The sequence below is a fragment of the Paenibacillus terrae genome (genome assembly GCF_000943545.1).
Lineage (GTDB): Bacteria > Bacillota > Bacilli > Paenibacillales > Paenibacillaceae > Paenibacillus > Paenibacillus terrae_A.
In genome coordinates, this window is the sequence record NZ_JTHP01000059.1 from 1 (window position 1) to 24,401 (window position 24,401).

Annotated in this window: 24 protein-coding genes and 1 tRNA gene; 7 read left to right on the top strand and 18 right to left on the bottom strand. The window is 49.0% G+C overall.

The features are described 5' to 3' along the window. Nucleotides 1–28: 28 nt before the first annotated feature. Nucleotides 29–102: transfer RNA gene (locus QD47_RS22845), tRNA-Arg, on the bottom strand. A gap of 168 nt (nucleotides 103–270) precedes the next feature. Between QD47_RS22845 and QD47_RS34255 the strand changes: the two genes are divergently transcribed. Then, entirely contained in the window at nucleotides 271–570 is a 300-nt protein-coding gene (locus tag QD47_RS34255) for a DUF4870 domain-containing protein (RefSeq protein WP_412177994.1), read from the top strand. Between the two features lie 295 nt (nucleotides 571–865). On the opposite strand, the gene QD47_RS22855 is transcribed toward QD47_RS34255, so the two are convergent. Beyond that, nucleotides 866–1,225, bottom strand: coding sequence for a hypothetical protein (locus QD47_RS22855; RefSeq protein ID WP_044648292.1), 360 nt, complete (start codon nucleotides 1,223–1,225; stop codon nucleotides 866–868). Between the two features lie 164 nt (nucleotides 1,226–1,389). On the opposite strand from QD47_RS22855, the gene asnB reads away from it, so the two are divergent. Continuing rightward, nucleotides 1,390–3,234 (top strand): asparagine synthase (glutamine-hydrolyzing), encoded by a 1,845-nt coding sequence (gene asnB / locus QD47_RS22860; protein ID WP_044648293.1) that lies wholly within the window; start codon nucleotides 1,390–1,392, stop codon nucleotides 3,232–3,234. A 273-nt stretch (nucleotides 3,235–3,507) separates the two neighbouring features. On the opposite strand, the gene QD47_RS22865 is transcribed toward asnB, so the two are convergent. The 5 genes from QD47_RS22865 to QD47_RS22885 form a co-directional block, all read right to left on the bottom strand. Next, nucleotides 3,508–4,140 carry a DUF4367 domain-containing protein gene (locus QD47_RS22865; protein WP_044648294.1) on the bottom strand — a complete coding sequence of 211 codons (633 nt, stop codon included), beginning with the start codon at nucleotides 4,138–4,140 and terminating at the stop codon, nucleotides 3,508–3,510. A 16-nt stretch (nucleotides 4,141–4,156) separates the two neighbouring features. Next, nucleotides 4,157–4,633, bottom strand: a complete 477-nt coding sequence (locus QD47_RS30190) for a peptidoglycan-binding domain-containing protein (protein WP_052646885.1) — start codon at nucleotides 4,631–4,633, stop codon at nucleotides 4,157–4,159. A 567-nt stretch (nucleotides 4,634–5,200) separates the two neighbouring features. Next, on the bottom strand, nucleotides 5,201–5,833 hold the full coding sequence (locus QD47_RS22875; protein WP_044648295.1) for an XTP/dITP diphosphatase: 633 nt from the start codon (nucleotides 5,831–5,833) through the stop codon (nucleotides 5,201–5,203). After that, nucleotides 5,833–6,594 carry a ribonuclease PH gene (rph, locus tag QD47_RS22880; RefSeq protein WP_044648296.1) on the bottom strand — a complete coding sequence of 254 codons (762 nt, stop codon included), beginning with the start codon at nucleotides 6,592–6,594 and terminating at the stop codon, nucleotides 5,833–5,835. Before rph ends, QD47_RS22875 begins: the two co-directional genes overlap by 1 nt. A 93-nt stretch (nucleotides 6,595–6,687) precedes the next feature. Further along, complete coding sequence (locus QD47_RS22885) at nucleotides 6,688–7,746, bottom strand: GerMN domain-containing protein (protein WP_044648297.1); 1,059 nt, start codon at nucleotides 7,744–7,746, stop codon at nucleotides 6,688–6,690. Between the two features lie 152 nt (nucleotides 7,747–7,898). Between QD47_RS22885 and QD47_RS22890 the strand changes: the two genes are divergently transcribed. Next, nucleotides 7,899–8,456 carry a phosphatidylglycerophosphatase A family protein gene (locus QD47_RS22890; RefSeq protein ID WP_044648298.1) on the top strand — a complete coding sequence of 186 codons (558 nt, stop codon included), beginning with the start codon at nucleotides 7,899–7,901 and terminating at the stop codon, nucleotides 8,454–8,456. A 283-nt stretch (nucleotides 8,457–8,739) separates the two neighbouring features. Here QD47_RS22890 and QD47_RS22895 read toward each other — a convergent pair whose 3' ends face one another. From QD47_RS22895 to QD47_RS22915, 5 genes are all read right to left on the bottom strand, one after another. Beyond that, complete coding sequence (locus QD47_RS22895) at nucleotides 8,740–9,531, bottom strand: SDR family NAD(P)-dependent oxidoreductase (protein ID WP_044648299.1); 792 nt, start codon at nucleotides 9,529–9,531, stop codon at nucleotides 8,740–8,742. 106 nt (nucleotides 9,532–9,637) lie between these two features. Beyond that, on the bottom strand, nucleotides 9,638–10,276 hold the full coding sequence (locus tag QD47_RS22900) for a TetR/AcrR family transcriptional regulator (RefSeq protein ID WP_044648300.1): 639 nt from the start codon (nucleotides 10,274–10,276) through the stop codon (nucleotides 9,638–9,640). A gap of 128 nt (nucleotides 10,277–10,404) precedes the next feature. Then, nucleotides 10,405–11,040 carry an NAD(P)-dependent oxidoreductase gene (locus QD47_RS22905; protein ID WP_044648301.1) on the bottom strand — a complete coding sequence of 212 codons (636 nt, stop codon included), beginning with the start codon at nucleotides 11,038–11,040 and terminating at the stop codon, nucleotides 10,405–10,407. Between the two features lie 53 nt (nucleotides 11,041–11,093). Beyond that, nucleotides 11,094–12,116, bottom strand: coding sequence for an MBL fold metallo-hydrolase (locus tag QD47_RS22910; protein WP_044648302.1), 1,023 nt, complete (start codon nucleotides 12,114–12,116; stop codon nucleotides 11,094–11,096). A 28-nt stretch (nucleotides 12,117–12,144) separates the two neighbouring features. Continuing rightward, complete coding sequence (locus QD47_RS22915; protein WP_044648303.1) at nucleotides 12,145–12,933, bottom strand: class I SAM-dependent methyltransferase; 789 nt, start codon at nucleotides 12,931–12,933, stop codon at nucleotides 12,145–12,147. 352 nt (nucleotides 12,934–13,285) lie between these two features. On the opposite strand from QD47_RS22915, the gene QD47_RS22920 reads away from it, so the two are divergent. Continuing rightward, complete coding sequence (locus QD47_RS22920) at nucleotides 13,286–14,164, top strand: DUF72 domain-containing protein (protein ID WP_044648304.1); 879 nt, start codon at nucleotides 13,286–13,288, stop codon at nucleotides 14,162–14,164. Here QD47_RS22920 and QD47_RS22925 read toward each other — a convergent pair. From QD47_RS22925 to QD47_RS22945, 5 genes are all read right to left on the bottom strand, one after another. Continuing rightward, the gene (locus tag QD47_RS22925) at nucleotides 14,156–15,268 is read right to left on the bottom strand and encodes a tetratricopeptide repeat-containing glycosyltransferase family 2 protein (RefSeq protein WP_044648332.1); all 1,113 of its coding nucleotides are present in this window, start codon (nucleotides 15,266–15,268) and stop codon (nucleotides 14,156–14,158) included. The genes QD47_RS22920 and QD47_RS22925 overlap by 9 nt on opposite strands. A gap of 89 nt (nucleotides 15,269–15,357) precedes the next feature. Continuing rightward, the gene (locus QD47_RS22930; RefSeq protein WP_044648305.1) at nucleotides 15,358–16,188 is read right to left on the bottom strand and encodes a class I SAM-dependent methyltransferase; all 831 of its coding nucleotides are present in this window, start codon (nucleotides 16,186–16,188) and stop codon (nucleotides 15,358–15,360) included. Continuing rightward, nucleotides 16,181–17,530 (bottom strand): nucleotide sugar dehydrogenase, encoded by a 1,350-nt coding sequence (locus QD47_RS22935; RefSeq protein WP_044648306.1) that lies wholly within the window; start codon nucleotides 17,528–17,530, stop codon nucleotides 16,181–16,183. Before QD47_RS22935 ends, QD47_RS22930 begins: the two co-directional genes overlap by 8 nt. Beyond that, the gene (locus QD47_RS22940; RefSeq protein WP_044648307.1) at nucleotides 17,527–18,513 is read right to left on the bottom strand and encodes a polysaccharide biosynthesis protein; all 987 of its coding nucleotides are present in this window, start codon (nucleotides 18,511–18,513) and stop codon (nucleotides 17,527–17,529) included. The genes QD47_RS22935 and QD47_RS22940 overlap by 4 nt, the downstream gene beginning before the upstream one ends. A gap of 19 nt (nucleotides 18,514–18,532) precedes the next feature. Next, entirely contained in the window at nucleotides 18,533–19,240 is a 708-nt protein-coding gene (locus QD47_RS22945) for a glycosyltransferase family A protein (RefSeq protein WP_044648308.1), read from the bottom strand. 340 nt (nucleotides 19,241–19,580) lie between these two features. Between QD47_RS22945 and QD47_RS22950 the strand changes: the two genes are divergently transcribed. Together QD47_RS22950 and QD47_RS22955 are read left to right on the top strand one after the other, a co-directional pair. Next, nucleotides 19,581–20,294 carry a GT-D fold domain-containing glycosyltransferase gene (locus QD47_RS22950; protein ID WP_044648309.1) on the top strand — a complete coding sequence of 238 codons (714 nt, stop codon included), beginning with the start codon at nucleotides 19,581–19,583 and terminating at the stop codon, nucleotides 20,292–20,294. A gap of 224 nt (nucleotides 20,295–20,518) precedes the next feature. Then, complete coding sequence (locus QD47_RS22955; RefSeq protein WP_044648310.1) at nucleotides 20,519–21,646, top strand: SGNH/GDSL hydrolase family protein; 1,128 nt, start codon at nucleotides 20,519–20,521, stop codon at nucleotides 21,644–21,646. Nucleotides 21,647–21,806: 160 nt separating this feature from the next. Here QD47_RS22955 and QD47_RS22960 read toward each other — a convergent pair whose 3' ends face one another. Further along, nucleotides 21,807–22,223: a hypothetical protein gene (locus QD47_RS22960; protein WP_044648311.1), complete on the bottom strand. Its 417-nt coding sequence runs from the start codon at nucleotides 22,221–22,223 to the stop codon at nucleotides 21,807–21,809. 165 nt (nucleotides 22,224–22,388) lie between these two features. On the opposite strand from QD47_RS22960, the gene QD47_RS22965 reads away from it, so the two are divergent. Further along, nucleotides 22,389–24,383, top strand: coding sequence for a methyl-accepting chemotaxis protein (locus QD47_RS22965; protein ID WP_044648312.1), 1,995 nt, complete (start codon nucleotides 22,389–22,391; stop codon nucleotides 24,381–24,383). Nucleotides 24,384–24,401: the final 18 nt, after the last annotated feature.

Sequence of the window (24,401 nt, forward strand, 5' to 3'; positions counted from 1 at the left end):
GTACAGGAGCTTTCCATTTCTTGCTATACGTCCCAGGAGGGATTCGAACCCCCGACCGACGGCTTAGAAGGCCGTTGCTCTATCCAGCTGAGCTACTGGGACAAAATGGTATTCGTTGGAACCTTATGTATTCAGCGCATTGATTATTATATCATATTTTTGCTAACTGTCAAAAGCATTTTTTTATCGTACAGTAAACAGGCTGCAAAAGGAATCATTTGGACGCTGACGGGGTATTATGTACAAAAGGCCATGCTACGAAGGAGGTATATGTCCGTGAGAGGTCTATTGTCATCACTTTGTTATTTCAGTATTTTTTTCGCCCCTTTTCTGTTGCCTGTCATTGTATGGATTGCGGTACGGGACGAGTATGTTCGGGAACATGCAAAAAAGGCCATTTTATCGCACATTTTCCCCATTATCGCGGCGATTCCGCTATTGTATTTTATCGCAACGGCGAATCATGCAGGTTCTGTAATCGGGTTTGTGCTGCTATTCGCTGTGGTCTACCTCGGGGTATTTGTCTACAACATCTACAAAGGAATCATGACGCTCCGTGAAGCCGCATAAATCTGAAGAAGAAGCCTCCTGCATTCCGCGAGTTAAGCGGGATACGGAGGCTTCTTTAACTATTTTTGATGGACAAATTTATTTATTACCGAAGCGTCTAGGACTTTTTGGCACTTCATGCCTTACGTTTTTCTCAAGCACTTCTTCCGCAAATTCATTGTTATGAATATAACTGCTGCCTTTGTTCTTCTTATACTTCGCTTTGCCGTCTATGATTTTCCCCTCCTTTCACGCGGATCCCGCGGTGACGCTGGAGCCCAAATCAACAAAAGCCGAGGCATGGCGCATCCTATTCTCATACGCCGAACTCCTTGGCAAATTCCGTGCTGAGCTCCCCATAGGAAAGTAACTCCCTTTTAAACTTTTCCCGTTCTTCTCCAGCCGTAATGTGAGTGGATTCGGTAAAAGCCTTATCCGTCACTTCCTCAAACGCGGAATGCAGGTTATTGTCGTACCAATCCAGCGCCAGATCGGCATCATTACGAATGATGCGTACCATGTCATAGCCTTCCAGACCGTCCTGCTGATTGGTGGCGGTGATGTAGACCAGCAGTTCCGGGTCATCTGCCGCGCCGGGCCGCACCTCTACCTCTGCGCAGCGTACTCCGTCAAGTTCGGTGAAGCGGCGTATTTTAGCATCCTTGATGTAGTACATTTGCCTTCCTCCTTCCTTGCGAATACACGGGTTGCCCCATTTGTAGTTTTCGGAACGGACAGACATTTTATGCTCCTTTTCGGCATATATACTGATGAACTGGGGATTTAGTTTTTGTTTCATCCCAACACTGGATGAACACGACAAAGAGAGGATGAACAGACATGTGCGGAATTACTGGTTTCATACAGTGGAACGGAGACTTAATGCATCAATCGGAGTTGCTGCTCAATATGACGCAAACGCTCTCCGATCGCGGACCGGATGCTGCGGGCACCTGGATATCCAACCCGTGTGCCTTTGGACACAGAAGACTGAGCGTCATGGACCCGGAAAACGGCGCCCAACCCATGATCCGGCAGCTTGAGGATATCACTTATACGATTGTATATAACGGGGAAATATATAACGCGCCTGAGCTGAAAAAAGAGCTGCAACAGCGAGGGCATTTTTTCCGGACACAATGCGACACAGAGGTATTGCTCGAAGCCTACATTGAGTGGGGCCCGGATTGTGTGGATCGGCTGAACGGCATTTTTGCCTTTGCGGTCTGGGACAGTGAGCGGGAGCAGGTGTTTCTGGCACGGGATCGGCTGGGAGTGAAGCCGTTATTTTACAGCCAAACCGGAGATGTATTCGTATTTGGCTCGGAGCCCAAAGCGCTGCTCCAGCATCCTGCGGTAGAAGCAGCAGTCGACGCCGAGGGCTTGGCTGAAATTTTTATTATCGGGCCTGCACGCACCCCCGGACACGGCGTCTATTCGTCCATGAAGGAGTTACGCCCCGGACATACGCTAACGTACAGCCGCGACGGTGTGCGCATTCAAGCCTACTGGAAGCTGGAAAGCTTTGCGCATGAGGATAACACCGAAGAAACTGCGCTCAAAGTACGCGAGCTGTTGCTGGATACGGTGGAGCGGCAACTAATTTCAGACGTTCCAGTGTGCACTTTGCTGTCGGGCGGTCTGGATTCAAGCGCACTGTCCGCGCTGGCTGTCGAGTATTACAAGCGTACCGGGCAGGGACAAGTTCATACGTATTCGGTCGATTATGTGGATAACGACAAGCATTTTAAAGCCCACGCGTTTCAGCCCGGAGCCGATGCTCCCTGGATTCAGCGGATGGTCGATGAGTTAGGCACGAACCATCACTGGATCGAATTCGATACACCCGAGGTCGTAGCAGCGCTGAACAACTCCACGCTAACGCGGGATTTGCCCGGTATGGCGGATGTGGATTCGTCGCTGTATCTCTTTTGCCGGGAGATTAAAAAGGGAGCCACTGTCGCCATTTCCGGTGAAGCGGCGGATGAAGTGTTTGGCGGATATCCATGGTTTCATCGTGAGGAAATGCTCAATTCGGGTACGTTCCCGTGGGCAGTCGCTCCCGACATGAGAGCCAGTCTGCTGTCTCCCGAGGTGCGGGACTGGATCAAGCCCTTCGAGTATTTGAACGACCGCTACTCGGAAGCGGTAGGAGAAGTGCCAAAGCTGCCGGGGGAAACAGGTAAAGCTGCGCAAATGCGCGTCATGTCCTATCTGAATATCACCCGCTTTATGCCTACTCTGCTGGACCGTAAGGATCGGATGAGTATGGGGGCCGGACTGGAAGTGCGGGTGCCGTATTGCGACCATCGACTGGTGCAGTATGTATGGAACATCCCGTGGAGTATTAAAATGACGGGCGGACGTGAAAAAGGTATTTTGCGCAAGGCGCTGGAGGGTGTACTGCCGGATGATGTGCTGTATCGCAAAAAAAGCCCGTATCCCAAAACGCATAATCCTTCCTATCTTGCTGCTGTGAAAAAGCAGGCGCTCGATCTATTGGATGATTCCTCCTCCCCGCTGCTCAAGCTGATTGATGCCCAAAAAGTACGGGATATCGCGGCCTCACCGGAGGCATCTACCAACCTGCCCTGGTTCGGTCAACTGATGTCAGGGCCTCAATTGTTCGCGTATTTGGCTCAAGTGGATAACTGGCTGCGCACTTACAAGGTAGCGATTCGGTAAGGGTTAGTCGTAACCTGACATAACCTTCCTCAAGGCAAAACGTGAATAGCTCGAGTTGTATGGAAAATAATAAATGTCAAAAAGTCTATCCGCAGCTTGGTACCATCCCCTTCAAATTAGACACTCAAAAAATCCCACATGAACCATGGATAGAGTGAACTGGAGGGGATATGTGCATAACACGGTTTACTCAATTATGACTGGATCGGGAAATGAAACTAAAAAACACAAACGGATCGTTTGTGTTTTTTAGTAATTAGTTCGACCAAAAAATTACTCTTGAATTTTTTTTGCAATTTCCATCAATTCATCAAGAGTGGCATTAAAAGAGGAAACAGTATAAAAGTGATCTTTCGTAATCAGATGAACAACCTCTCTTGCTTGCCCGTCAACATAAACAGCAGTATGGTCGTTGATTTTAGTCGACTCAACCTTTTCCTCTTTATATGAGTCTTTCAAACTCTCAATAGTAGCCTGTTCATCCATGTGGGATTCGGTTTGAATGACCATAATTTCTTTTCCATCATTCCCGCGATATGATTGTCTAATAACCAATCCATTCTCGCCTTTTAGTGCTGTTGTGTTTAATGGTTTCAAACTTACGTCCCCAGCCGCTGCTGCTGTTTTAAGCGAGGCTCCCTGCGCTAGATTAGGAATATGGATATCTTCTGCTGGTACATCAGATATGTTTATGAGTCCTTCGATATCAGTAGAGCTTTCAACTACTGTCTCTGCAGGTGTTTCCGTCGGCGCTTGTGCTGTTGAAGCATCAATTGCTTCTGCTTTCGTCTCAACCGGAACCTGTGATGGAACTTCCGATTCGGCAGCATAGGAATTATATACAAATGCACCACTACCTATTACAAGTGCGCCACCTAATGCTACAGCAACTAATTGTTTTTTCAAATTAAACCCCTCCTAATTAATATACTGTACCTGAAGTAACGGTCCTATTATTGGTTTTGTACAAAACTGCATATCTCATACCACTACCACTATCTCCTGTCCCATAAAACACGTAATAAGTCGAACTATCGGGAGTAGATAAGAAGAAAGATCTTCCTGGAACTTCAACAGAGACATTATAGTTCATTCTATTCCAAGTCCCCGAACCAGCTATTCCATCTGCTGTTAGTCCTTTAGCACTTTGAAAATTTTGGAGCCCCGATTTCACACCGCTACCAAAACTTCCATCAATCGTCCCTACGGTTCCCTGTTGTCCATAGGCCCATAAATTTGCTTGTAGTGCTCTCACATATCCCCCGCTGTCGCCTTGGCGCAAAGTAGGGAAACCACTAAAATCACTGGCAGCACTTGCTATGCTTGCAAGCCCGAGACTACCTACTAACGCCACAGATGCAACAGCTAGAGACATTACAGTTTTCAGGTTTCTTTTCAACGCAATTCCCTACATTTTAGAATTCTAGATTTTTAGCCCGGCTCATTTAACTCCTTGTTCTGATTAAATAGAAATGATCCCCTTCTTCCCGAGACAAGAATGGACTTTATTAATCAGACTGATTATGTAAAAGGTTATTTGTATGTGTTTTATGACTAATAAAGAACGTTCAAAATACAGCTACACTATTAATAGCTGCATATTGCATTTGGTTGTATTCTCTTACATTATAAGTTTATTTTTGTGATTCTTCAACAAAACTATGGGCAATCCTCCCAATCTATCAGGGGCACGCTGCGGAATTGAACCGCACATTAACTGGTTCCTTGCGCCAGCGCCTGCCATTAAACCCCAGACTAATCTGGGGTTTAATTCTGGGTAACCTTCATGGAAATAGAAAAATCAAAAGTCTATACATGATTATACCCCTGTCTACTTGACAGGGGTATAATCAGCTATCCTTCATTATTGTTATATGTTAGCCTAATTATTTAGCCGTTCAATAAAACGGTGAGACAACAGACGCGTCTAAAGATTACTCAAGCCCAGTAGCTATATTGCTAAAAACTATGCCTGCGGGTTCCCCAGCTTTTTCGCCAAGTCACGCAATGCTACACCACGGTGGCTAATGGCTTGCTTTTGTTCCAGCGTCAGCTCGGCCATCGTCTTTTCAAACTCCGGCAAATAAAACAACGGATCATAGCCAAATCCCCCGCTGCCTGCGGTTTCCGTTGTAATCCAGCCCTCCACCGAGCCGGTCGATTCCAAGGTCTCCCCTGTCTGCGGATTATACAGAATCAAGGTGCAGACGAATTGAGCCGGGCTTAGCAAAGGCTGTCCGGTATCATCACCAAGCTGCTTCGATTCCAGAACGTCGAGCAGCTTGATATTGTTTTCGTGATCGCTGGCTCCTTCTCCGGCATAACGGGCCGAGTATACGCCCGGCGCACCGTCCAGCAAATCCACGCACAGGCCGGAATCATCAGCCAGCACAGGCAATCCGAGCACATCTCCGACCGCTTTGGCCTTTTTCAAAGCATTCTCGGCAAAGGTTTTACCATCCTCAACGACATCAGGGATGTCAGGATAGTCGTACATGCTTTTGACTTCCTTGCCAAACGGAGCAAAGGCATGTGCGAATTCACGCACTTTTCCTTTATTCTTCGTAGCGACAATAACAACCGGACCCTCCAACAGCATCAGGCCCCAGCCCCCGCACGTCCTGCTCCGATCTTGTCTGCAATCGGGCCGAGCACTTCTTTTTGACGCTCGATCATTTGCAGAATTCCTTGTTCACCCAAGCTGAGCAGTTGATCCAGCTCTTGACGGTCGAACGGACTTTCTTCACCCGTACCTTGCAGCTCAACATACTTGCCGCCACCCGTCATCACGAGGTTCATGTCTACCTTGGCCTTGGAATCCTCTTCATAGTTCAGATCCAGCAGCGCCTTGCCACCAACAACCCCCACGCTGACGGATGCCAGAAAATCAGTAATTGGAAAAACAGGCAGCTTGTGCTGGACTGCAATTTTATTTACAGCAATCGCCAGCGCTACGAAAGAACCGGTAATTGAGGTCGTGCGTGTGCCGCCATCCGCCTGAATCACGTCACAGTCGAGCGTAATTGTCCGCTCACCCAGCGCCTGCAAATTCACAACCGAACGCAGCGCTCTTCCGATCAGACGTTGAATTTCCATCGTCCGGCCTGTCAGCTTCCCACGTGCAGCTTCTCGCTGATTACGCGTATGGGTCGCCCGCGGAAGCATGGAATACTCTGCCGTTACCCAGCCCTTTCCTTGTCCCTTCATAAAGGGTGGAACGCGTTCTTCCACAGTAGCTGTACAGATGACTTTCGTCTCGCCAACCTCTATAAAAACAGAGCCCTCCGCATACTTATTTACTCCTGCTGTCAATTTCATCGGGCGCAGCTCATCACCGTTTCGTCCGTTAGATCTACTCATGCTTTTTCCTCCTACGTCGTATGCAACCTGTTCTTATACATTTATTCTACCAAAGTGTGCAGGCAAAAGCACCCCAAGGACGATTCGCCGCCCTTAAAGAGGAATTTCGTTAATATGCTGCGGCTTGGCTACAGGCTCTCCATAATTCTGATTATTTTGTCCAATCACGCTTTTTTCACCGTTCAGCTCAATCCGGATTTTGGTTTTAACCGTATCCTCTGAATTGTCTGCCGCCGTCAGCACGACCGATTCCAGAAACTCGGCAGGCACCGCTTCTCCCTTGGCAAACATATCATCCGAGAGCGATACCGTAATTACGTTATCCTTGGAGCGTTCCACGGATTTCAGAGCCGTCTCTCCTGTCATGACTTCCTGTAGTCCGTCCTGGGTCTGCGGCCCCTGGATCAACTGATGCAGCGCGGACTGAACACGATCTTTTTCCGGGCTGACCAGCCGTGTTACAGGCACATAATATTGAACTCCAGCGGGAGATGAGGACGAAAAATATACCGTGACCGGACTGGAATCCAGCGGCGTTACACCATGACCAACCTCCAGATTAATGCCTACTGCGCGGGTCAGCGGATGATCCAGCGGTGTGCCGCCAACAGGCATTTCGTTCAGCTTTTTGCCATCCACCCAGATTTGTACACTTTGAATATCGGGACGGTCAGTCAGGGTCCAGGTCAAGCTCTCCATTAATTTGCGTTCTTCCTGTGCCTTGTAGCTCCCAAACGATTTGTTAAATTCGACGACTGCCAGCTTGTTCTTCTTGTCCACCGTCACACTCTTCACTTCTGTACCTTGGGGCAGCACGCCCTTGAAACCCTCCGGCAATAATCCGGCATACGGCCCGCCCTCCACCAGCGTTTCCAGCGCCGACTTGGCATCCGCCTGCACATCACCTGTAGCAATCGGCAAAGATACCGGAGCCAGTAGACCGTTATGATCCTGTAAAAATACAGCCCTCAGCTGTCCAGTGCTGATGGGAGCTTTTCCGGTCACCGCTTTGATCATAGACTGCTCCGTCGTGGATGGCGGGGGATCAATAGACGCCGATTCATTGCCGAAAAGGCTACAGCCGGACAACAACAACGGCAGGGACAGCAGCCCTACTACGGACGTCACGCGCAATGGATGTTTTATGTTCATAAATGAAGTTCCTCCCTAACAATTTTGTACAGATTGTACTAATATGTATACGAGCCTCGCGTAAAAAATAACTACTTTTTCAGCCGACTGGACACACTGGTCATAATTGCAGTAGAAATCAGGAACGATACGAGGAGGGAAACTTCAACTTTATGGACAAGAAAAAAGTGCCTTATAGCCTGAACAGTAAAAAAGTAGCCGATGCCACCCGCGAATGGCTGCACAAGCGTGGTGTAAACATTACAGAGATCGCAGAGCTGGTCATGCTTTTACAAAAAAAATATTATCCGAATTTAACGATGGAAGAATGTATGGAGAATGTGGAAAAGGTGCTGATGAAGCGCGAAGTCCAAAATGCGGTGCTCACAGGCATCCAACTGGATATCCTTGCCGAGCAAGGCGCTCTCCTTCCCCCATTGCAGGATATGATTGAAAATGATGAAGGGCTGTACGGAGTGGATGAAATTTTGGCCTTTTCCATTGTGAATGTATACGGCAGCATTGGATTTACGAATTACGGTTATGTCGATAAGCTTAAACCGGGCGTGCTGGAACGACTGAACGATAAAAGCCTGGGGCCAATCCATACGTTTCTGGACGATATTGTCGGGGCTATCGCTGCTTCGGCCAGCAGTCGTATCGCCCATCGCAAGCAAGCGGAACGCGAACAGGAGCTTGGAGAAGAAAGCGCCCCGGATACGACTCGTTAATTAAAGAAGGATAGGATAGAATAGAATAAAACAGAACAGATATATGCAGTGTAAGAGGAGAACAAGATATGGCAAACGTGACCGAAGGATATACATTCCGTACGATGAAGGCTGACGATTATGATCAGGCTATTGCACTGTGGAATGGGATTTCACTATATTCCATAGGGCTGGAGTAGCGTCTGTGCGCTTGCCTGTATATAAGCAAAAATGCCGGGTCTGATCTTCAAATGAGAAACGATCAGACCCGGCGCATGGGGAAAACTAATTTGATTTATACAATCTAAATTTTATTTTGTGGGCGCAGTGCACGTTCTACAATTCCCAGCGTGGATTGACGAGAGAAGAACCGGGACACCTGAGCTACCCAATAGTTTTGGCGACCGGAAATGATGTGACTACGCCCCTTTTCAAATGCTCTCAGCGCGTTCTTCACAACGGTTTGGGGAGTTTCCCTAATTCCAATTGACGCTTCACTTGCGCCAACAATATCAAAAAACGGCGTTTCTGTTGAGCCTGGACAAAGGGCCAGAACTTTAAGCCCCCGTTTCCGATTTTCGGCCCATAGCGATTCAGTAAAAGAAAGCACAAATGCTTTGGTTGCTCCATATACCGCCATGTACGGATCGGGCTGAAACGCCGCCGTGGAAGCAACATTGATTAATCCCCCATCCCGATTACGCAATAAATCAGGCATAAATGCATGCGTGATATCGACTAAAGCGGTCACATTGAGCATGACTTCCTCATGCTGCCGTTCTCCTGAAACCTGCTCAAAGTATCCATAGGTGGCAAAGCCGGCATTGTTAATCAAGAGATCCACCTTTAGATGATGTTTTTGAACCTCCTGATGTAATGTTTGCGGTGCTCCTATCGCGGAAAGATCAAGTGCGATGACTGTTGTCTTTACATTGTATTTAGCAGAAAGCTCTTTAGCCAACGCCTCCAACTTCGTTTCATTACGTGCCACCAAAATGAGATTGCATTTTTGAGCTGCCAGCGAATAGGCAAAGGCTTCGCCAATACCAGATGATGCACCTGTGATCAGAGCTGTTTTGTTTGCGTACATAAACATGATTATGAACCTCCTAGTATCATTGTTTTATTTCAGAAACTTCGTTACCATTGTTCCAAAATGAACTGAAGTCACCTATTATGACGACCTCAGTACACCTTATATCTTAAGATTGGAATGAGGATGTTTTAAATGCTGCGAGCGCATTCTTCAGTGTAAATGCATACACCCCTTGAGCCATATCTACTTCTGAAAAATGACCTGCAAACTGAAGATGTATGACTCCATGTAAAGCAGACCAAAACATCCGGACAACCAGCAGCGGATCATGTTCTTCCAGTTCACCCTGCTCCATAGCGTGTATGACGGTTTCCAGAATTCGAGATAGGGCCGTAGTTGTACCCTCCAAACTCTGTTCATCCGGTTTAAAATCAGATAAAGCCCCGCCAAACATCATTTTGTAATAGGCTGAATGAAGCTGTGCAAATTGCCAATACGCCCAACTTAGGGCTTCCAGATCAGCGAGTACGTTATCGGTGCTTGGAACTTGTTGAAAGGTTTCGGCCAATAGCCGACATCCATCCAGGTACATCTCATTGGCGAGACCATCCTTGCTGCCGAAAATACTGTAAATAATCTTGGTGGAACAGCTTAATTTCTGGGCAACTCGTCGTACGGTCACGGCCTCAGGCCCTTCTTCCGCAAGAAGGATACATGCGGCATCAATGACATTTTTACGAAGCAATTGCTGCTGCTGTAGCTTCACTTCCGAATAGGTTTTATAGGGATGCGATGGCTCGGACATTTTTTAATGCACTTCCTTACTATTTTTAACATAGAGTTTGAACATGGTCTTTTCGGAAACGTTGTTACCAACAAGAATCATAGTATTCTAAATCTGTTTTTTTGTCAAATACTAAAATCGCTACAGCATCAATAGGCAATGCCTACCCGTGTGTGTAGAAAGTCGGTGCTACTCAACTGACGATAGGTAAAATCGGCCGTGTCAGCGGTCGTAATTTGTGTACCGCCCTCGGGCAGCAGATCCTTTTCCACGCGGTATATGCCCGTCCGCGCTCCGTCCGGCAGCCATGTCGGGCAGACTATCGTCCAGTCCAGCGCCGAATCTCGCAGCAGTTCGTACACCCGGCGGTGTTCCTCAGCCGCACGGGTGCTGCGCCGCCGGGGCTCGGAGGATTCATACCGATACAAACCCGGCTCTGTCCGGCTCTGTAAAATCCCTGCCGTCCCCACTGTAATGAGCCGGGACACGGACCGCTCCTGCATAAGCCGGATCAGCAAACGCATATTCACGGATAAGGTCGTAGTTCCATCCGTATTCAGCGCACTGATGACAGCCGTCCCCCCACCCTCCAGCGCTTGCGCTACATTCTCAGCGTTGGTGGCATCTCCTTCCACGATCTGGAGCTGCGTTCCATATCTTAATTTGTATTCCTCCAGCTTGTCCGGTGAACGAACAAGGGCTGTAACGGTATGACCGTCTGCCAACGCATATTCCAGGATAAAACGCCCCACACGTCCGGTAGCCCCCAGCAGCAGCAAATTCATAAAAGCCTCTTTCCCGGCATGGATGCCGTTGGTCCTTCTGTTACTTTCCGCAATTATTTCCCGCGAAGTGGATAGAAACGTGCGATAGGGTTCGTCTCCCTCATCGAGGCCCGACCACGTCGCTCCAGCTCCACCAGATGGGCCAGTGTCTCGGACATGGCAAATCGTAGCTGGTGAATACCCAGCTTGTCGCTGAACACAGCGATACACAGCTCATAGGCTGTACTGCCCTCTGGCTGGATCAACTCATGGAACTTGTCCAGCCGTTCTTCATGATGCTCCATCAGCGCCTGCGTCCGTTCACGAAAATAACCAAACGGATTACGGTGCCCCGGATATGCCCACGCTACCTCCAGCTCTCCAAGACGCTGCAAGCCGTCTAAAAAAGACTGCAAAGGCTGAGTATCACTCCCCGGCAGCAGACTGATATTAGGAGAAATCCTTGGCAAAACTGCGTCACCACACAGAATAACGCCGCTATTCGGCTCATACAAAGAGACATGTCCGGGCGCATGTCCCCCTGTCTCAATGGGCAGCCAGCTACGTCCACCCCATTCCAGACGGGCATCCTCCCCGGCAGGAATAACAGTGATGTCAGGCTGTGGATTCACTTGCAAATGAGCCTGCTGCATGTGCAGTTCCAAGGCAGATACCTGGTCCACAGGAAAGCCGTGATGGACAAAAAAGCTCGGAAGCCTCTGCTCCATCGGCATAGAGATATCCGCTTGTGAATCTGGGTGGCCCCACATCATCATCGCTTCCTTGTGGCTTCGCGCTGACATATGTACACGAGCCTGACCTTGCTGCTGCATCCAGCCCGCCAAGCCGTAATGATCCGGGTGATGATGAGTTACAACAATGTCCGAGATATCACCAAAGGACATCCCCAGCTCCTGGAAGACATGCCCCCATTCTTCCTCCGTATCCGTACTGCGCGGGCCAGGGTCTACGATCGTAAAGCCGTCTTGCCCCTTCAGCACATAGCTGTTCACCCAACGCAGCGGAAAGGACATGGATATTTTGACCTGAAAGCCTCCATCTATTCGTTCACACGGCGTCAGCTCCGGCATCTTCATGGCTTCCCATCCGCCTTTCCTTTCCGTATCAAGCACGCACGCCGACAAAAATCATTCGGGGCGATGCATTTTCAATATATTCATCTTCGTTATAGCTTCCATGTACCTGCTCTACAGACAGTCCCGCTTCCTCCAGCAAAGCGCGGAATTTTTCATACGGATACAGCTTGACGCGCTCATGATACACACGTGCAGGCTCTTCACCCGCTACAGTTGTATCCTGACCAGCAGCACCGCCATGAGAAGCCGAAACAGAAGCAATTGAGCGAATGGCGATCTGTTTTTTCACAAATCCATCCTCAATGACCCGATGCTCCTCAATCTGACTTCCTTCATCCGCCCGTGACGAATGCGGCACCAGATGAGCGACTACGTACGCAGGATTCAAATAATCTATAATAAAACGTCCGCCCGGCTTCAACAGCCGATAAATTTCTTTTAATACTCTAAGCTGCTCCGCGTCCTCCTCAAAGTAACCGAAGGAAGTAAACAAATTTACCACCGCATCAAAGCTTTCCTCCAGCGGCACCTCTCTCATATCGCCCTGATGCCAGCTAACCCGTCCTTCAGGATCGGAAGCATGTGCTTCACGCAGCAGCACACCGGACAAATCCACGCCCGTTACCTTATAGCCGGCATCTGCGAGCGCAAGCGAATGACGTCCCATACCACAGCACAAGTCCAATACGCTGGATCCCTGCGGCAATTTGAGCCAAGAGATCATTTTCTGCACTTCCTGATAGGCTCCCTGAAAGTCGCGATGCTTGTATACTAATAAGTAATCTTCCCCAAAGCTCTGCTCATACCATTCTGCCATATTGTTTCTCCTCCATGAACTCATTTCGCTCTATTACATACTATATTAGCTTTTTCAAACTGGAAACTCAAAAACATTACGATTAAGGATTTTGCACAAATCCACAAAGCGGACTGTCAGCAGCAATAGATAGATCGAAATGATTGTATTCGTCTATATATTGTACCTTAAAGCGACTGGAATCGAATTTTGCAAAATCCTGAACAACGAACATGTTACAATAACCATATTTATGCTTAAATATTCATAGGAACTTCATACCAGCTTCATGCGATTCACCCCATTTTATCATTAAAATGAATCAAGGGAACGCCTTTTGATACTATTCATGAAGGAAAGGAGCGGCAACGTTATGATTCAAATCGGACTGACGGGTTGGGGCGATCACGATGATCTGTATCCGGTCGGCACCAAAGCCAATCAAAAACTAAGCGTCTATGGAAGCCATTTTTCGGTGGTGGAGATGGATAGTTCTTTTTATGCCGTACAGCCTACGGATCGTATGGCACGCTGGGCGACCGAAACCCCTGACTCATTTTCATTTCTCGTCAAAGCCTATCAGGGCATGACCGGGCATACGCGCGGCAAACAGCCTTATTTCAAAACAACTGATGCCATGTACGAAGCATTGCATACCTCTATACAGCCTCTCCGCGAAGCGGGCAAGCTCAAGGCTGTGCTGTTCCAGTATCCACCCTGGTTCGACTGTACACGTGAGAACGTCGCCGTGCTGCGTGATACGAAAAAAAGGATGGGAGATGTCCCATCCGTACTTGAATTCAGACATCAAAGCTGGTTCACACCCGAGTTTCAAAAGCAAACGCTGGCATTTATGCGTGAGGAAGGCTGGATACACAGCGTATGCGACGAGCCGCAGGCGGGACTGGGGTCCGTCCCGATTGTGCCGCAGGCTACAGATAGCAATCTGACGGTGGTACGTCTCCACGGACGGAATGTATCCGGCTGGAATCAAAGCTCCGCACCCAACTGGCGAGAGATTCGTTACCTGTATCGGTATAATGAGAACGAGCTGGCCGAATGGAAAAACCGGTTGCTGGAGCTGGAGCAGCAAAGCCGCGAGGTGTGCGTTATTTTCAACAACAACTCAGGTGGAGATGCCGCCGTTAATGCCAAGCAGCTCATGACCATGCTCGGCATGGAGCCTAAGCCTTTTCCACCCCGCAAGCCACCGGAAGAGGACAATGGACCGGAACAGCTTGAACTATTTTAAAGGACGGGCTGAGGATGAAAGGTTTTGAATAGCACTCCTGAGCTTGCGTTCGTTATCCAGCAAATGCGGGTCCTCAGGCAAGTATTGCAAAGCTTTTTGGTTATGCTCATATGAAGCGTCCAGCTTGCCCAGATTGGCACAGCAATGGCTAAGTCGTACATGCGGCAGCCAGGAGTAGCAGGGCAGCGGAACAGCTCTCAAACCAGATACGCCCCGCTGCTCCAGTGCTTTTTCGTACCAGTAGGCGGCTGTACTCCACTCTTTTCGTGTGAAGAACCAGTCACCGATCATGCAGCACAGGTCCGCTTGTGGCACATCATATCGGAAGGAGCGCAGCAAACTATCCAGTTGTTGCTCTGGCTCCCCGCGATGAAGATAGCATTCCGCCAACCGTACGCAAGCCGTAATCCGGTCCTCCCGGTAGCCGCTCGGCTCTCCCAGCAGGCGATTGAACGCCTCTGCCGCCTTGGCATATTCCTTACGATCAAAGCACTCATTCGCGTAAAAATACAGCAGACGTCCCTCCAGCTTGCCGCTTTCGCTGATCCAGCGGGCAAGGATACGTTGATTACGGAGCGTGTGATCTTCCATGCGGCGGTGCGTTACAGCCACATCTGAATGGACGATTCGCCCCTCGGGTATCACCAGATCCTCATGCAGACGCCCTGCCCAACAGTATTGCCGCTCCCGCTTTACAAGACGAATACGGCGCGAGGTGAACAACGGCTCACCCTGCTCACCTTCCGCCAGATGGAGTGGCATTACTACCGCGTCGATGTCCATAGACAAATGACGCTTCAAGGAACGCAGGCGCTCCCGATCCGGCTCCAGCAGCACATCGTCCGCATCCAGCCACAGGATATAAGAACAGGTCGCCTTGTCGAACGATTCGTTGCGGGCGTCGGCAAAATCGTCATTCCAGTCGAATGTATACAGCCGATCCGTATAACGGGCTGCAATCGTCTTCGTCTGATCCGTGGAACCTGTGTCCACGATGATGATTTCATCCATCAGGTCCGCCACCGAATCCAGACAGCGGGCAAGTGTCTGCTCCTCGTTTTTCACAATCATACACAAGCTGATGGTGACGGGAGGTTTAGTTATGGAGCCTTCCGCGCTACAGCTATACATCTTGGGCATTTCCGTCGTCATGACTTCACGCCATCCCCTTTACCGTTGGCTGTATTCCCGGTCTATTTCCCGGTAGACCCGCCATCAGTATATGCACCTTTCCCTTCATCCTGCGCCTTGCCTGCCTGTTCAGGACGTGCAGTCCTCTCCGCTGGCAAAGCCCGTTCCTCCATATGCCGGATTCGCTGTACCGCCTTGTCGAGCACTGCCTTGCGCTGATTCATTTTGCGAACATGCTGCTGCTCCACCAGCCGGAATTGTTCCTCGTCCAGCTCCATCCAGCGGGCCAGATGCTCTGCCCCCGGCTTGGCCTCACGCAGCTCTTTCGCTTTTTTGCAGCCTGCGAAGCACAAATATTTGTGATGCACCTCCAGCGCTTGTTCATCAACATAAGGATATAGCACACGGGACAGGCTCCCGGCATAGTAGGTCCGCTTGTGATCGTGAAACGGATGGTATTTGTAGGGTACAGAAAGGACGAGCATCCCTTTTTTATGAAGCAAACGGTAGGCTTGTGCAAGCAATGTATGAGGGTGTGCGTAATGCTCCAAAATCTCACCTAAAATAATCGTGTCAAATCCGCCGGGCGGACGTTCGAATTGAGAAATATCTTTTAACTGAAAATGAACTCTACCACGAACAAGTGCAGATTCCTGACGAAGTTCTTTTTTTGCATATGAAATACTGCCCTCTTCCAAATCAATGGCCGTTACCTCAAAACCTTCCCTCCCGAGCAAAATGGACGTTATCCCCTGACTACATCCAGCATCCAGTACGGTATGACCTTGCACATGGCGGCAAATCCAGTGGATTCTGCTACGAGTTGCCTCATGGGATTCCTCCGAGTTAATCTGCCCGTAATAACGCTCATTCACCTGATCACGGTTAGCCAACAGCGGCGCCCCCTCCAGTACCGGGATGCCCCAGTATCACAACATGCCCACCTGTGCAATGCACCGTCGCGTTGCGTGTATCGAACACCAGCGGGGCTTGGTCGACTAACTGCTGGTAATCCAGGGCAGAATGATCCGTCGTGATCACGACGATATCTGCACTTTCCCACAGCCGGGTGTTCGCCGCACGAGATTGGATGACCTCGCCGTTCAGCTTAAAGCTCTTTACATACGGGTCGGTGAAGCTCACTGAAGCGCCCATTTCCTTTAAGTGCTCAAACAGGACAAGAGCAGGGGATTCCCGAACATCATCAATGTCTTTTTTGTAGGCAACGCCCGCCAAAACGATCTCGGCCTTGTTCATGGCTTTGCCTTCCTTGGCAAGCAGAGCTTCAATTCGCTCCGCTATATACAGTGGCATGCGCCGATTCATACGGTCTGCCAAGTCCACAAATTCCAGCGGAAACCCATGCTGCTCGGATTTCCATGACAAATACAGCGGATCGACCGGAATACAGTGACCCCCGATGCCAGGTCCCGGATAGAACGGCATATAGCCGAAGGGCTTCGTTGCTGCCGCATCCAGCACCTCCCATATGTTGATACCAATTTTCTCACAGGCCGCTGTCAGCTCATTGACCATCCCGATGTTGACGCTGCGGAACGTATTCTCGAACAGCTTCGCGGCTTCTGCGACTGTTGTCGAGCTGACTGGAACCATTTGCTCCAGAAAGGAGCCGTAAAAGGCTACTCCTGCTGCCAGGCAGTCCGGTGTACAGCCACCGATCACCTTGGGCGTGTTCCGAATGTTAAAATGAACACTACCCGGATCGACACGCTCTGGTGAAAAACACACGTAAAAATCCTGACCTACCGTCCAGTCCCTTCGCTGTTCAATCACCGGGCGGATCAGTTCCTCCGTTGTTCCCGGATACGTGGTGCTTTCCAAAATCAGCAGCGTCTGTTTTCGCAAATGGGGGATAGCTTGGTCGATAGCCGTTTCTATATAGGACGTATCCGGCTGATGATCATCCGTCAGTGGCGTAGGCACGCAGATGACGACGATATCCGAATGCTCCAGCACCTTGATATCTGTAACCGGATGCAATCGCTGCCCGATCAGCCCCTCCAATGCATCATCGCCAATATCTATGATGTACGATTGTCCTTGAAGCAGCTTGGCTACTTTGGTCGGATCGGAATCCACACCATACACGTCATAACCAGCTCGTGCCATTTCCACAGCCATCGGCAGTCCCACGTAACCGAGGCCGATCACCGCAACCTTTACCGTGCCTTTACTTATTTTTTCTATAAGTTGCAAAATACCCACCTCTTTCATCGTTGCTCCATACCTCGCAATAGCTCAGCAATGCCTGCGCGGTCCATTAACTCATCGTCCGAGCGGTATTGATCAAAGCTCACCCGTTCCAGCCCGCCATACTGGCTCAGTAATCGCTTGTTTGCCTGCTGTGGGAGAATGACAAAATAACGATCATCATAGCGGTACGTGTGCGGCACCTCATAAGGAGAAATCAGCACCTCATGCAGCTTTTCCCCACCGCGTATGCCGATTTCTTTTACTTTCAAGGCTGGCTGGCCCGCCTGCTCCTTCATCACTTCCGCCAGATCCGCAATGTTGCAGCCCTTCATTTTCATAACCAGCGTCTCTCCACCAATCGCTGTCACAGAAGCCTTCAACAGCAAGCCAATAGCCTCTCCAAGCGTGAGGAAAAAGCGGGTCATATCAGGACTCGTCAGTGTCAAATCCTGCCCTTCCGCAATCTGGCGCTTGAACAGCGGCACAACACTTCCGCTCGTACCCAGCACATTGCCGCCGCGAATGCACACAAAACGAGTGCGCTCACTCAGATCGTTGGCACGAATCATCAGCCTTTCGCCAATCGCCTTTGTCATGCCATATACATTCACCGGGTCTACTGCCTTGTCTGTAGAGACGTCAATAACCTTGGTGACTCCCTGCTCAATGCTGGCCCGGATTACATTTTGCGTACCGTGTACATTCGTCTTGAAAGCCTCCTCCGGCTGTCTCTCGCATACAGGAACATGCTTCAACGCCGCCAGATGGAATACATAATCCATCCCGCGACATGCCTCTTGTAATGCCTGAAGATCCCGAATATCACCAATAACGAAATTCAACCGGGGATCAAACTGGAATTGACGCTGCATTGCAATCTGTGCAAATTCACCACGTGAAAAAACACGAATTTCCGCTGGCCCTTCCTTGAGCAATTCCTCCGTCAGACGTTGCCCCCAAGATCCCGTTCCTCCGGTCACCAGCAGTTTTTTGCCTTCGAACAATATAATCTCCTCCTGACCGTTACAAATTGGCAGTGCCCGTTCCCAGAAATTCAGCCAGCACAGCCTTCGTGTCATCCTCTGTCAGCCGATCCTTCACTGGCACTTTTTTTACCGAGGTATTAGCGGCGTGTATGACATTCACGTAGTTACGATGCGGAATCACCTCATGCGGCAGCTCCGTTACATATCCATGCGTGCCCTTGCCGGGAATGACAATACGATAATCATCCAGAAAATCCTTTGCTTGATAGCGGAACACATAAAAGGAGGGCGAACGGTGAAATACCGATGCCATCTGACCTTCTACGGCATCCCACAGGTAACCCATCTGGTTCACCAACGCGACCGTATCCGGCTGAAATTCGTAATCATGCAACTGTTGTACAAACGATTGATGATACAAATCGTCGGAATCAATTCGCGCAATAAGCAGTTCGTCCGCAGCTTCGATATACGCATTAATGCGGTGCTTGCTTTCGATGCTCGTGCCAAAGCGGATATGGTCGGGAATCGGCTCACGCTTGGCTAATTCATCCTCCACGATGTCACTGCATCCGCCCGCCAGCTTGACGACAGACAAGAAATCCGCATTCGTCTGACTGAGCAAGCTGCGCAGCGTAAAGGTTCTGAATACATCTAACCGCTCGCTGATCCACTCACGTGTCAGCCGATTGGGATTCATCCCGTAGTTATTAAAATTAATTTCAATCACAATCTTGCGATTCATTTATCTTCCTCCCTTTCAACCGTCTCCTCACAAGTTATGAAACCGCTGGGGAAACGGCACGTATAAATGCATCAACTCTTTCAATAAATAGGTAGAATCCAAAAAGAATAGCTGATCATACAAAAACCTTGCCGCTTTCGACATATGATAGAATACAGAGTTTTTTGTACCATTGAGCATTTTGCATCAATCCCAAGAGCGATTTCAAATCAGCAATATATAGATCGAAACGGTTTAGTTCGTCTATATATTGTACTTTCGAGCGTTGGGAATCGAATGATGCAAAATGCTGACCATTCTAAAAGCTGAAGAAGAAGGATAGACAGGGAGGAAGCATGATATGACTAAGTCAAAGTATCTGGAGATTGACGAGGTACTGAATCATTTGAAGTTGGCACTGGATCAACAGCAGCCCTTCTCGCTTATTCGGATTGGGGATGGTGAAAATTTGATTTTGTCTCAGGATACCGTCTGGCCGATAGAAAAGGTGTTGCAGGAACGTTGGGCAGTCAAAGCCAATCTCGGGCAAAAAGGATTGTTTCTACCGAATACGGAATTGCGAGATGCGGTGGCCGAGGCAGTACGCAAAGCCGACATTGCTGGCATCCTGCCTTATGATGACGAATCTATCAAAGCACCTTCCTATATGAAGCGGGAGCTGACCGACCAGGTTTTTAACCATTACGGCCTCTCTCCTGCGCTGACCTGCCATGCCTGCCTGAACCGGTATTTGGCTGAGACACCCGCTTTCTGGGACATGCTTAAAAATCGGCGCATCCTGCTCGTCACCCGTACAGCCGCCGAAGTGAAGCCCGTCCTTGAAGCCGAGCCGTATCAGCTGCATATCCCGCACACGCTTACATTTCATCAATATGAACAAATGGATAAAACGCTCCATTGGATTGCAGCGTATAAAGATGACTTTGATATTGCGCTATTCTCCTGTGGGGTCAATGCGGTCGTACTGGCGCAAAAAACGGCAGAACTTACTGGCAAAGTAGGTATAGACTTCGGCAAGGCAATTAATATCGTAATGTTCGGCAAAGCGAATTAATGGATAGCCTCTGCTTCTCATATCAAAAAAGCACTAGCAAATTCAAGATTTGCTGGTGCTTTTGGCTATCACAAACCGTCCTAAAGTCCGTGGTCGCATGGAATATCCATATAAAGCCTTGAAATCTTATTTGCTTAAAAATAGACTTTGAGATTTCCTGTCACTTATTTTACAATATTATAGAAACTAGCATTAAATTGGAGATCATGAGGAGGATATCGTAAATGACACATAACAAGAAATTGAAGACATATCCACTTACCAAAGCTAAGCATGTAAAGGTTCATGGTCGAACTACGCAAACACTTACACCACTAACTCTGTTTTGGACAGGCAGCGGCATTGAATTGAATATGAAGGGCTCGGAGCTGTGGATTGAAATTGAGGCCGATTACCAGGTGTATGAGCACTGGATCAGTATTGTCATCAATGGTGCCCCGATGAGCCGTCTGATGGTGACCGCAGGACGGCATTGGATTTGTCTTTTGAGAGGAATGAATCCTGACATGGTTAAAAATGTCCGGGTGGTCAAGGATGTCCAGCCTATGAGTTCGGACTCGCGCTGCTTGTTGCAAATTCATGCCCTGAGGGTTGACGGAGAATTACTGCCGGTCACCGATAAGCCCCACAAAATGGAATTTATCGGTGACAGTATTACCTCGGGAGAAGGAACAATTGGAGCGAAGGAGGAGACAGACTGGGTCCCCATGCTGTTCACGGCACTACGCAATTATACAGCCATAACAGCCGAAGCACTGAATGCGGACTACCGAGTGTTATCACAAAGCGGATGGGGTGTCCTAACAAGCTGGGATAATAATCCGCATGCGAACATTCCGGCATATTATGAGCAGGTATGTGGTGTGCTCACCGGAGAGAAAAATGAAGCATTAGGGGCATTTTCCGATCATGATTTTACCTCATGGCAGCCGGACGTGGTCGTGGTGAATTTGGGGACTAATGACGGGGGAGCCTTTTATTCTCCTGCATGGACGGACCCCGTAAGCGGGAAAGTGTACAAGCAACGCTTGAACGAGGACGGCTCATTCAATGAAGAAGATTTACAAGCTTTTGAAAACGCTATCACAAATTTCCTTGCCAAGCTTCGGACCTGTAATCCTGCTGCCCATATTGTGTGGGCCTATGGGATGCTTGGCACTCCGATGATGCCAGCAATCTACCGGGCGGTAGGCGCGTACAAGAAAAGAACGAGGGATCGGAATGTGTCCGTATTCCAACTGCCAAACACGACGGAAGAAACGATAGGGTCTCGCAGCCATCCAGGGCTCCCCTCCCATACCAAAGCGGCAGATGAGTTGACAGGGTATTTGCGAGAAATTTTAAAGAATTAGAATCCAGGAAGCGGAATCAACTCTGTTCAACCACTCTCATGAAGTAAACATAACATCACAACACCCAGGATATTTGTGTTCTGGGTGTTGTTGTTGACAATCATAGGAGTATCATGAACAGGCGGCAAGTTCCTAATAAGGAAATACTCGTCTGATATATTTAGAAAAAAGGAGTCGAAGCGATGCCAGTAAATACCTCCGGACCGTTACGTACGGTCGTCGATACCCCGGAAATATAAGAGGAATACACCGTTTGTATCGCCCATGGCGCGGAAAGATCCTGTGCATTAAAAGCTTGCGTTTCAGTGGCTCCTGTGACGCCAAGTACACCCTCTGCCCGGTAAATAACATCGTTCGGATCGTAGTCGGCACCACGCACGATTTCAATCGCATACGTATCACCAAGCTCACCGATTAGGCCAATGGAACCGCTAAAAGTCACAATCGGGACTGGCACAAGAAAGGTTCGTAGCCCAATCAGGCCGAACCGCTCCGGTTCAGGACCCAGCTGGATATCGGGACCCTCACCTGTTTTTGATGAATTTGTTGAACTTCTCATATCCAGAAAAAAACCCATTGCTCATCCCTCCAAATTGCAAGATACTCCATGTTATGCAAGAAATTATTCAGCGTATTGGACAAATTAGCAATAAATCTATCATTTCAGCTTAAAATAACCGATAGTAAATACATATGATATAAGCACTAGAAATGAATATGTAGATAGAAAGCAGGGGGTTTGATGAAACAACTGAAACGACTGAAAACTTTAACGCTTCGCAAAAAATTGACAGCAGCATTCCTGCTGGTCATGCTTGTTCCTAGCATTATTGTCAGCTCTTTTTCTTATCAGGCAGCGTATAACCAGACAGACCAGCAATTAATGGACAGTGCGACGACTAGCGTTACCGCAGCCGACCGCGCAGTCACCCAGACGATTCAAGCCAAAATTGCAGATATCGAATATTACGCTACTACGATGACGGCCAGTGACAACACTCCAGAAGCAGATGCAGCACTCCTGACGGAGCTGCAAATCTATTTGAAAATGCATGCGGAAGCCCTCGATATGTTCGTAGGAACTCCCGAGGGAAAACTCATTATTGGCAAAGCCACAGGACTGAACGTTGACCCTCGTGAGCGTCCGTGGTACAAACAGGCCATGGAGAAACCCGGACAAACGGTGATCAGCCCTGTCGGACTCAATTCGAACAAGGTCGCTGTCGTGTACATATCACGTACGCTTCCTGACAATAGCGGTGTTCTTGGTCTTTCCCTGAACCTGAACAATTTAAAGGAAATTACGAATTTAAAAATCGGGCAGCAAGGTTATGTCATGATATTGGATAACACTAAGCGCATCGTTACCCACCCGACAGAAGTCAGCGGAAGTACCCAATTGGGTGAAAAACTGCTGCAACTGTTTGCCTCCAAGGAAGGCAGCTTTAATTATGATCTGAATGGCGTATCTAAAAACCTGATTTTTAAAACCAACGCTCTGACCGGCTGGAAAATTGCTGGAACGATGGACAAATCAGAAACGAGTGCCTCCGCCAAACCGATCCTCATCACGACCATCGTGGTGCTGGTCATTTCAGCTATCATTATCGGTGTGCTGGCGCTGTGGTTAATCAGCAGTATACTCAAACCGATCCAAAGATTGCGTAATTCTATGGATGCTATCAGCCAAGGCAATCTTTCCATCAATGTCGCTACGAACAGCACAGATGAAATCGGCGACTTATCGAGATATTTTCAAAAAACGGTGGATAGCCTGCGTAACATGATCAGAGAAATCCAAGCCATGACAGGCAATCTGTCGGCCTCCTCGCAAGAGCTCGCGGCAGGCGCAGAACAAACCACCCGCGCGATTGAGCATGTGACCGAAGCCATTCAGGATGTGGCCGCAGGCAGCGAAAGACAAGCCAACAGCGCCAAAGAAAATCAGGATCGTGTGTCAGGCATGTCAACAGATATCGCAGCCATGACCGAGGCTATGACTGAAATGACCACTTACTCTTCACAGGCCATTCAGGCGTCGGATGCAGGCAGTGAGCATATCGGCAATAGTGTCGTTTCCATTGATGGCATTCGTACTACAGTGGAAGAGCTGGATGCGATTATCGGCGCTTTGAGTGAACGATCCGGGCGAATCGGAACGATTGTCACCGTCATTACAGAAATCGCCAGCCAGACCAATTTGCTTGCCCTGAACGCCTCAATTGAAGCAGCACGCGCCGGGGAGCATGGTAAAGGCTTTGCTGTCGTAGCGACTGAAGTCCGCAAGCTGGCGGAAAATTCAGCTCATTCGGCACAACAGATCCGTGAGCAAATTCAAGGGATTCAAAACGGCGTATCCGAGGCCCTGACCTCGATGGAATCTGCCAAAGAGCGCGTAAGCGAAGGCATTAATTCCGTGGATCTGTCCGGCCGCTCCTTCTCCCGTATTCGTAGAGCGATCGTTAAATCGGCGAAGCAGCTTGATAACGTCTCAGCTTCTACAGCAGGAGTAGCACAAGGAACAAGTGCAGTGGTCGGCAGTATGGAGGAAATTACACGTATTGCCGAAGAAGCCGCATCCCATACCGAGACGGTATCTGCGGCCGCAGAGGAACAGCTCGCCTCCATGGAAGAGATCGGTTCGTCTGCCGCAGATTTAACCCGTCTGGCAGAACAGCTCCAAGATTTGCTAGCACAATTCCAATTGGATGAAACAAATGACCCTTCTGACCGATAAATAGAATGAGTCTTCACG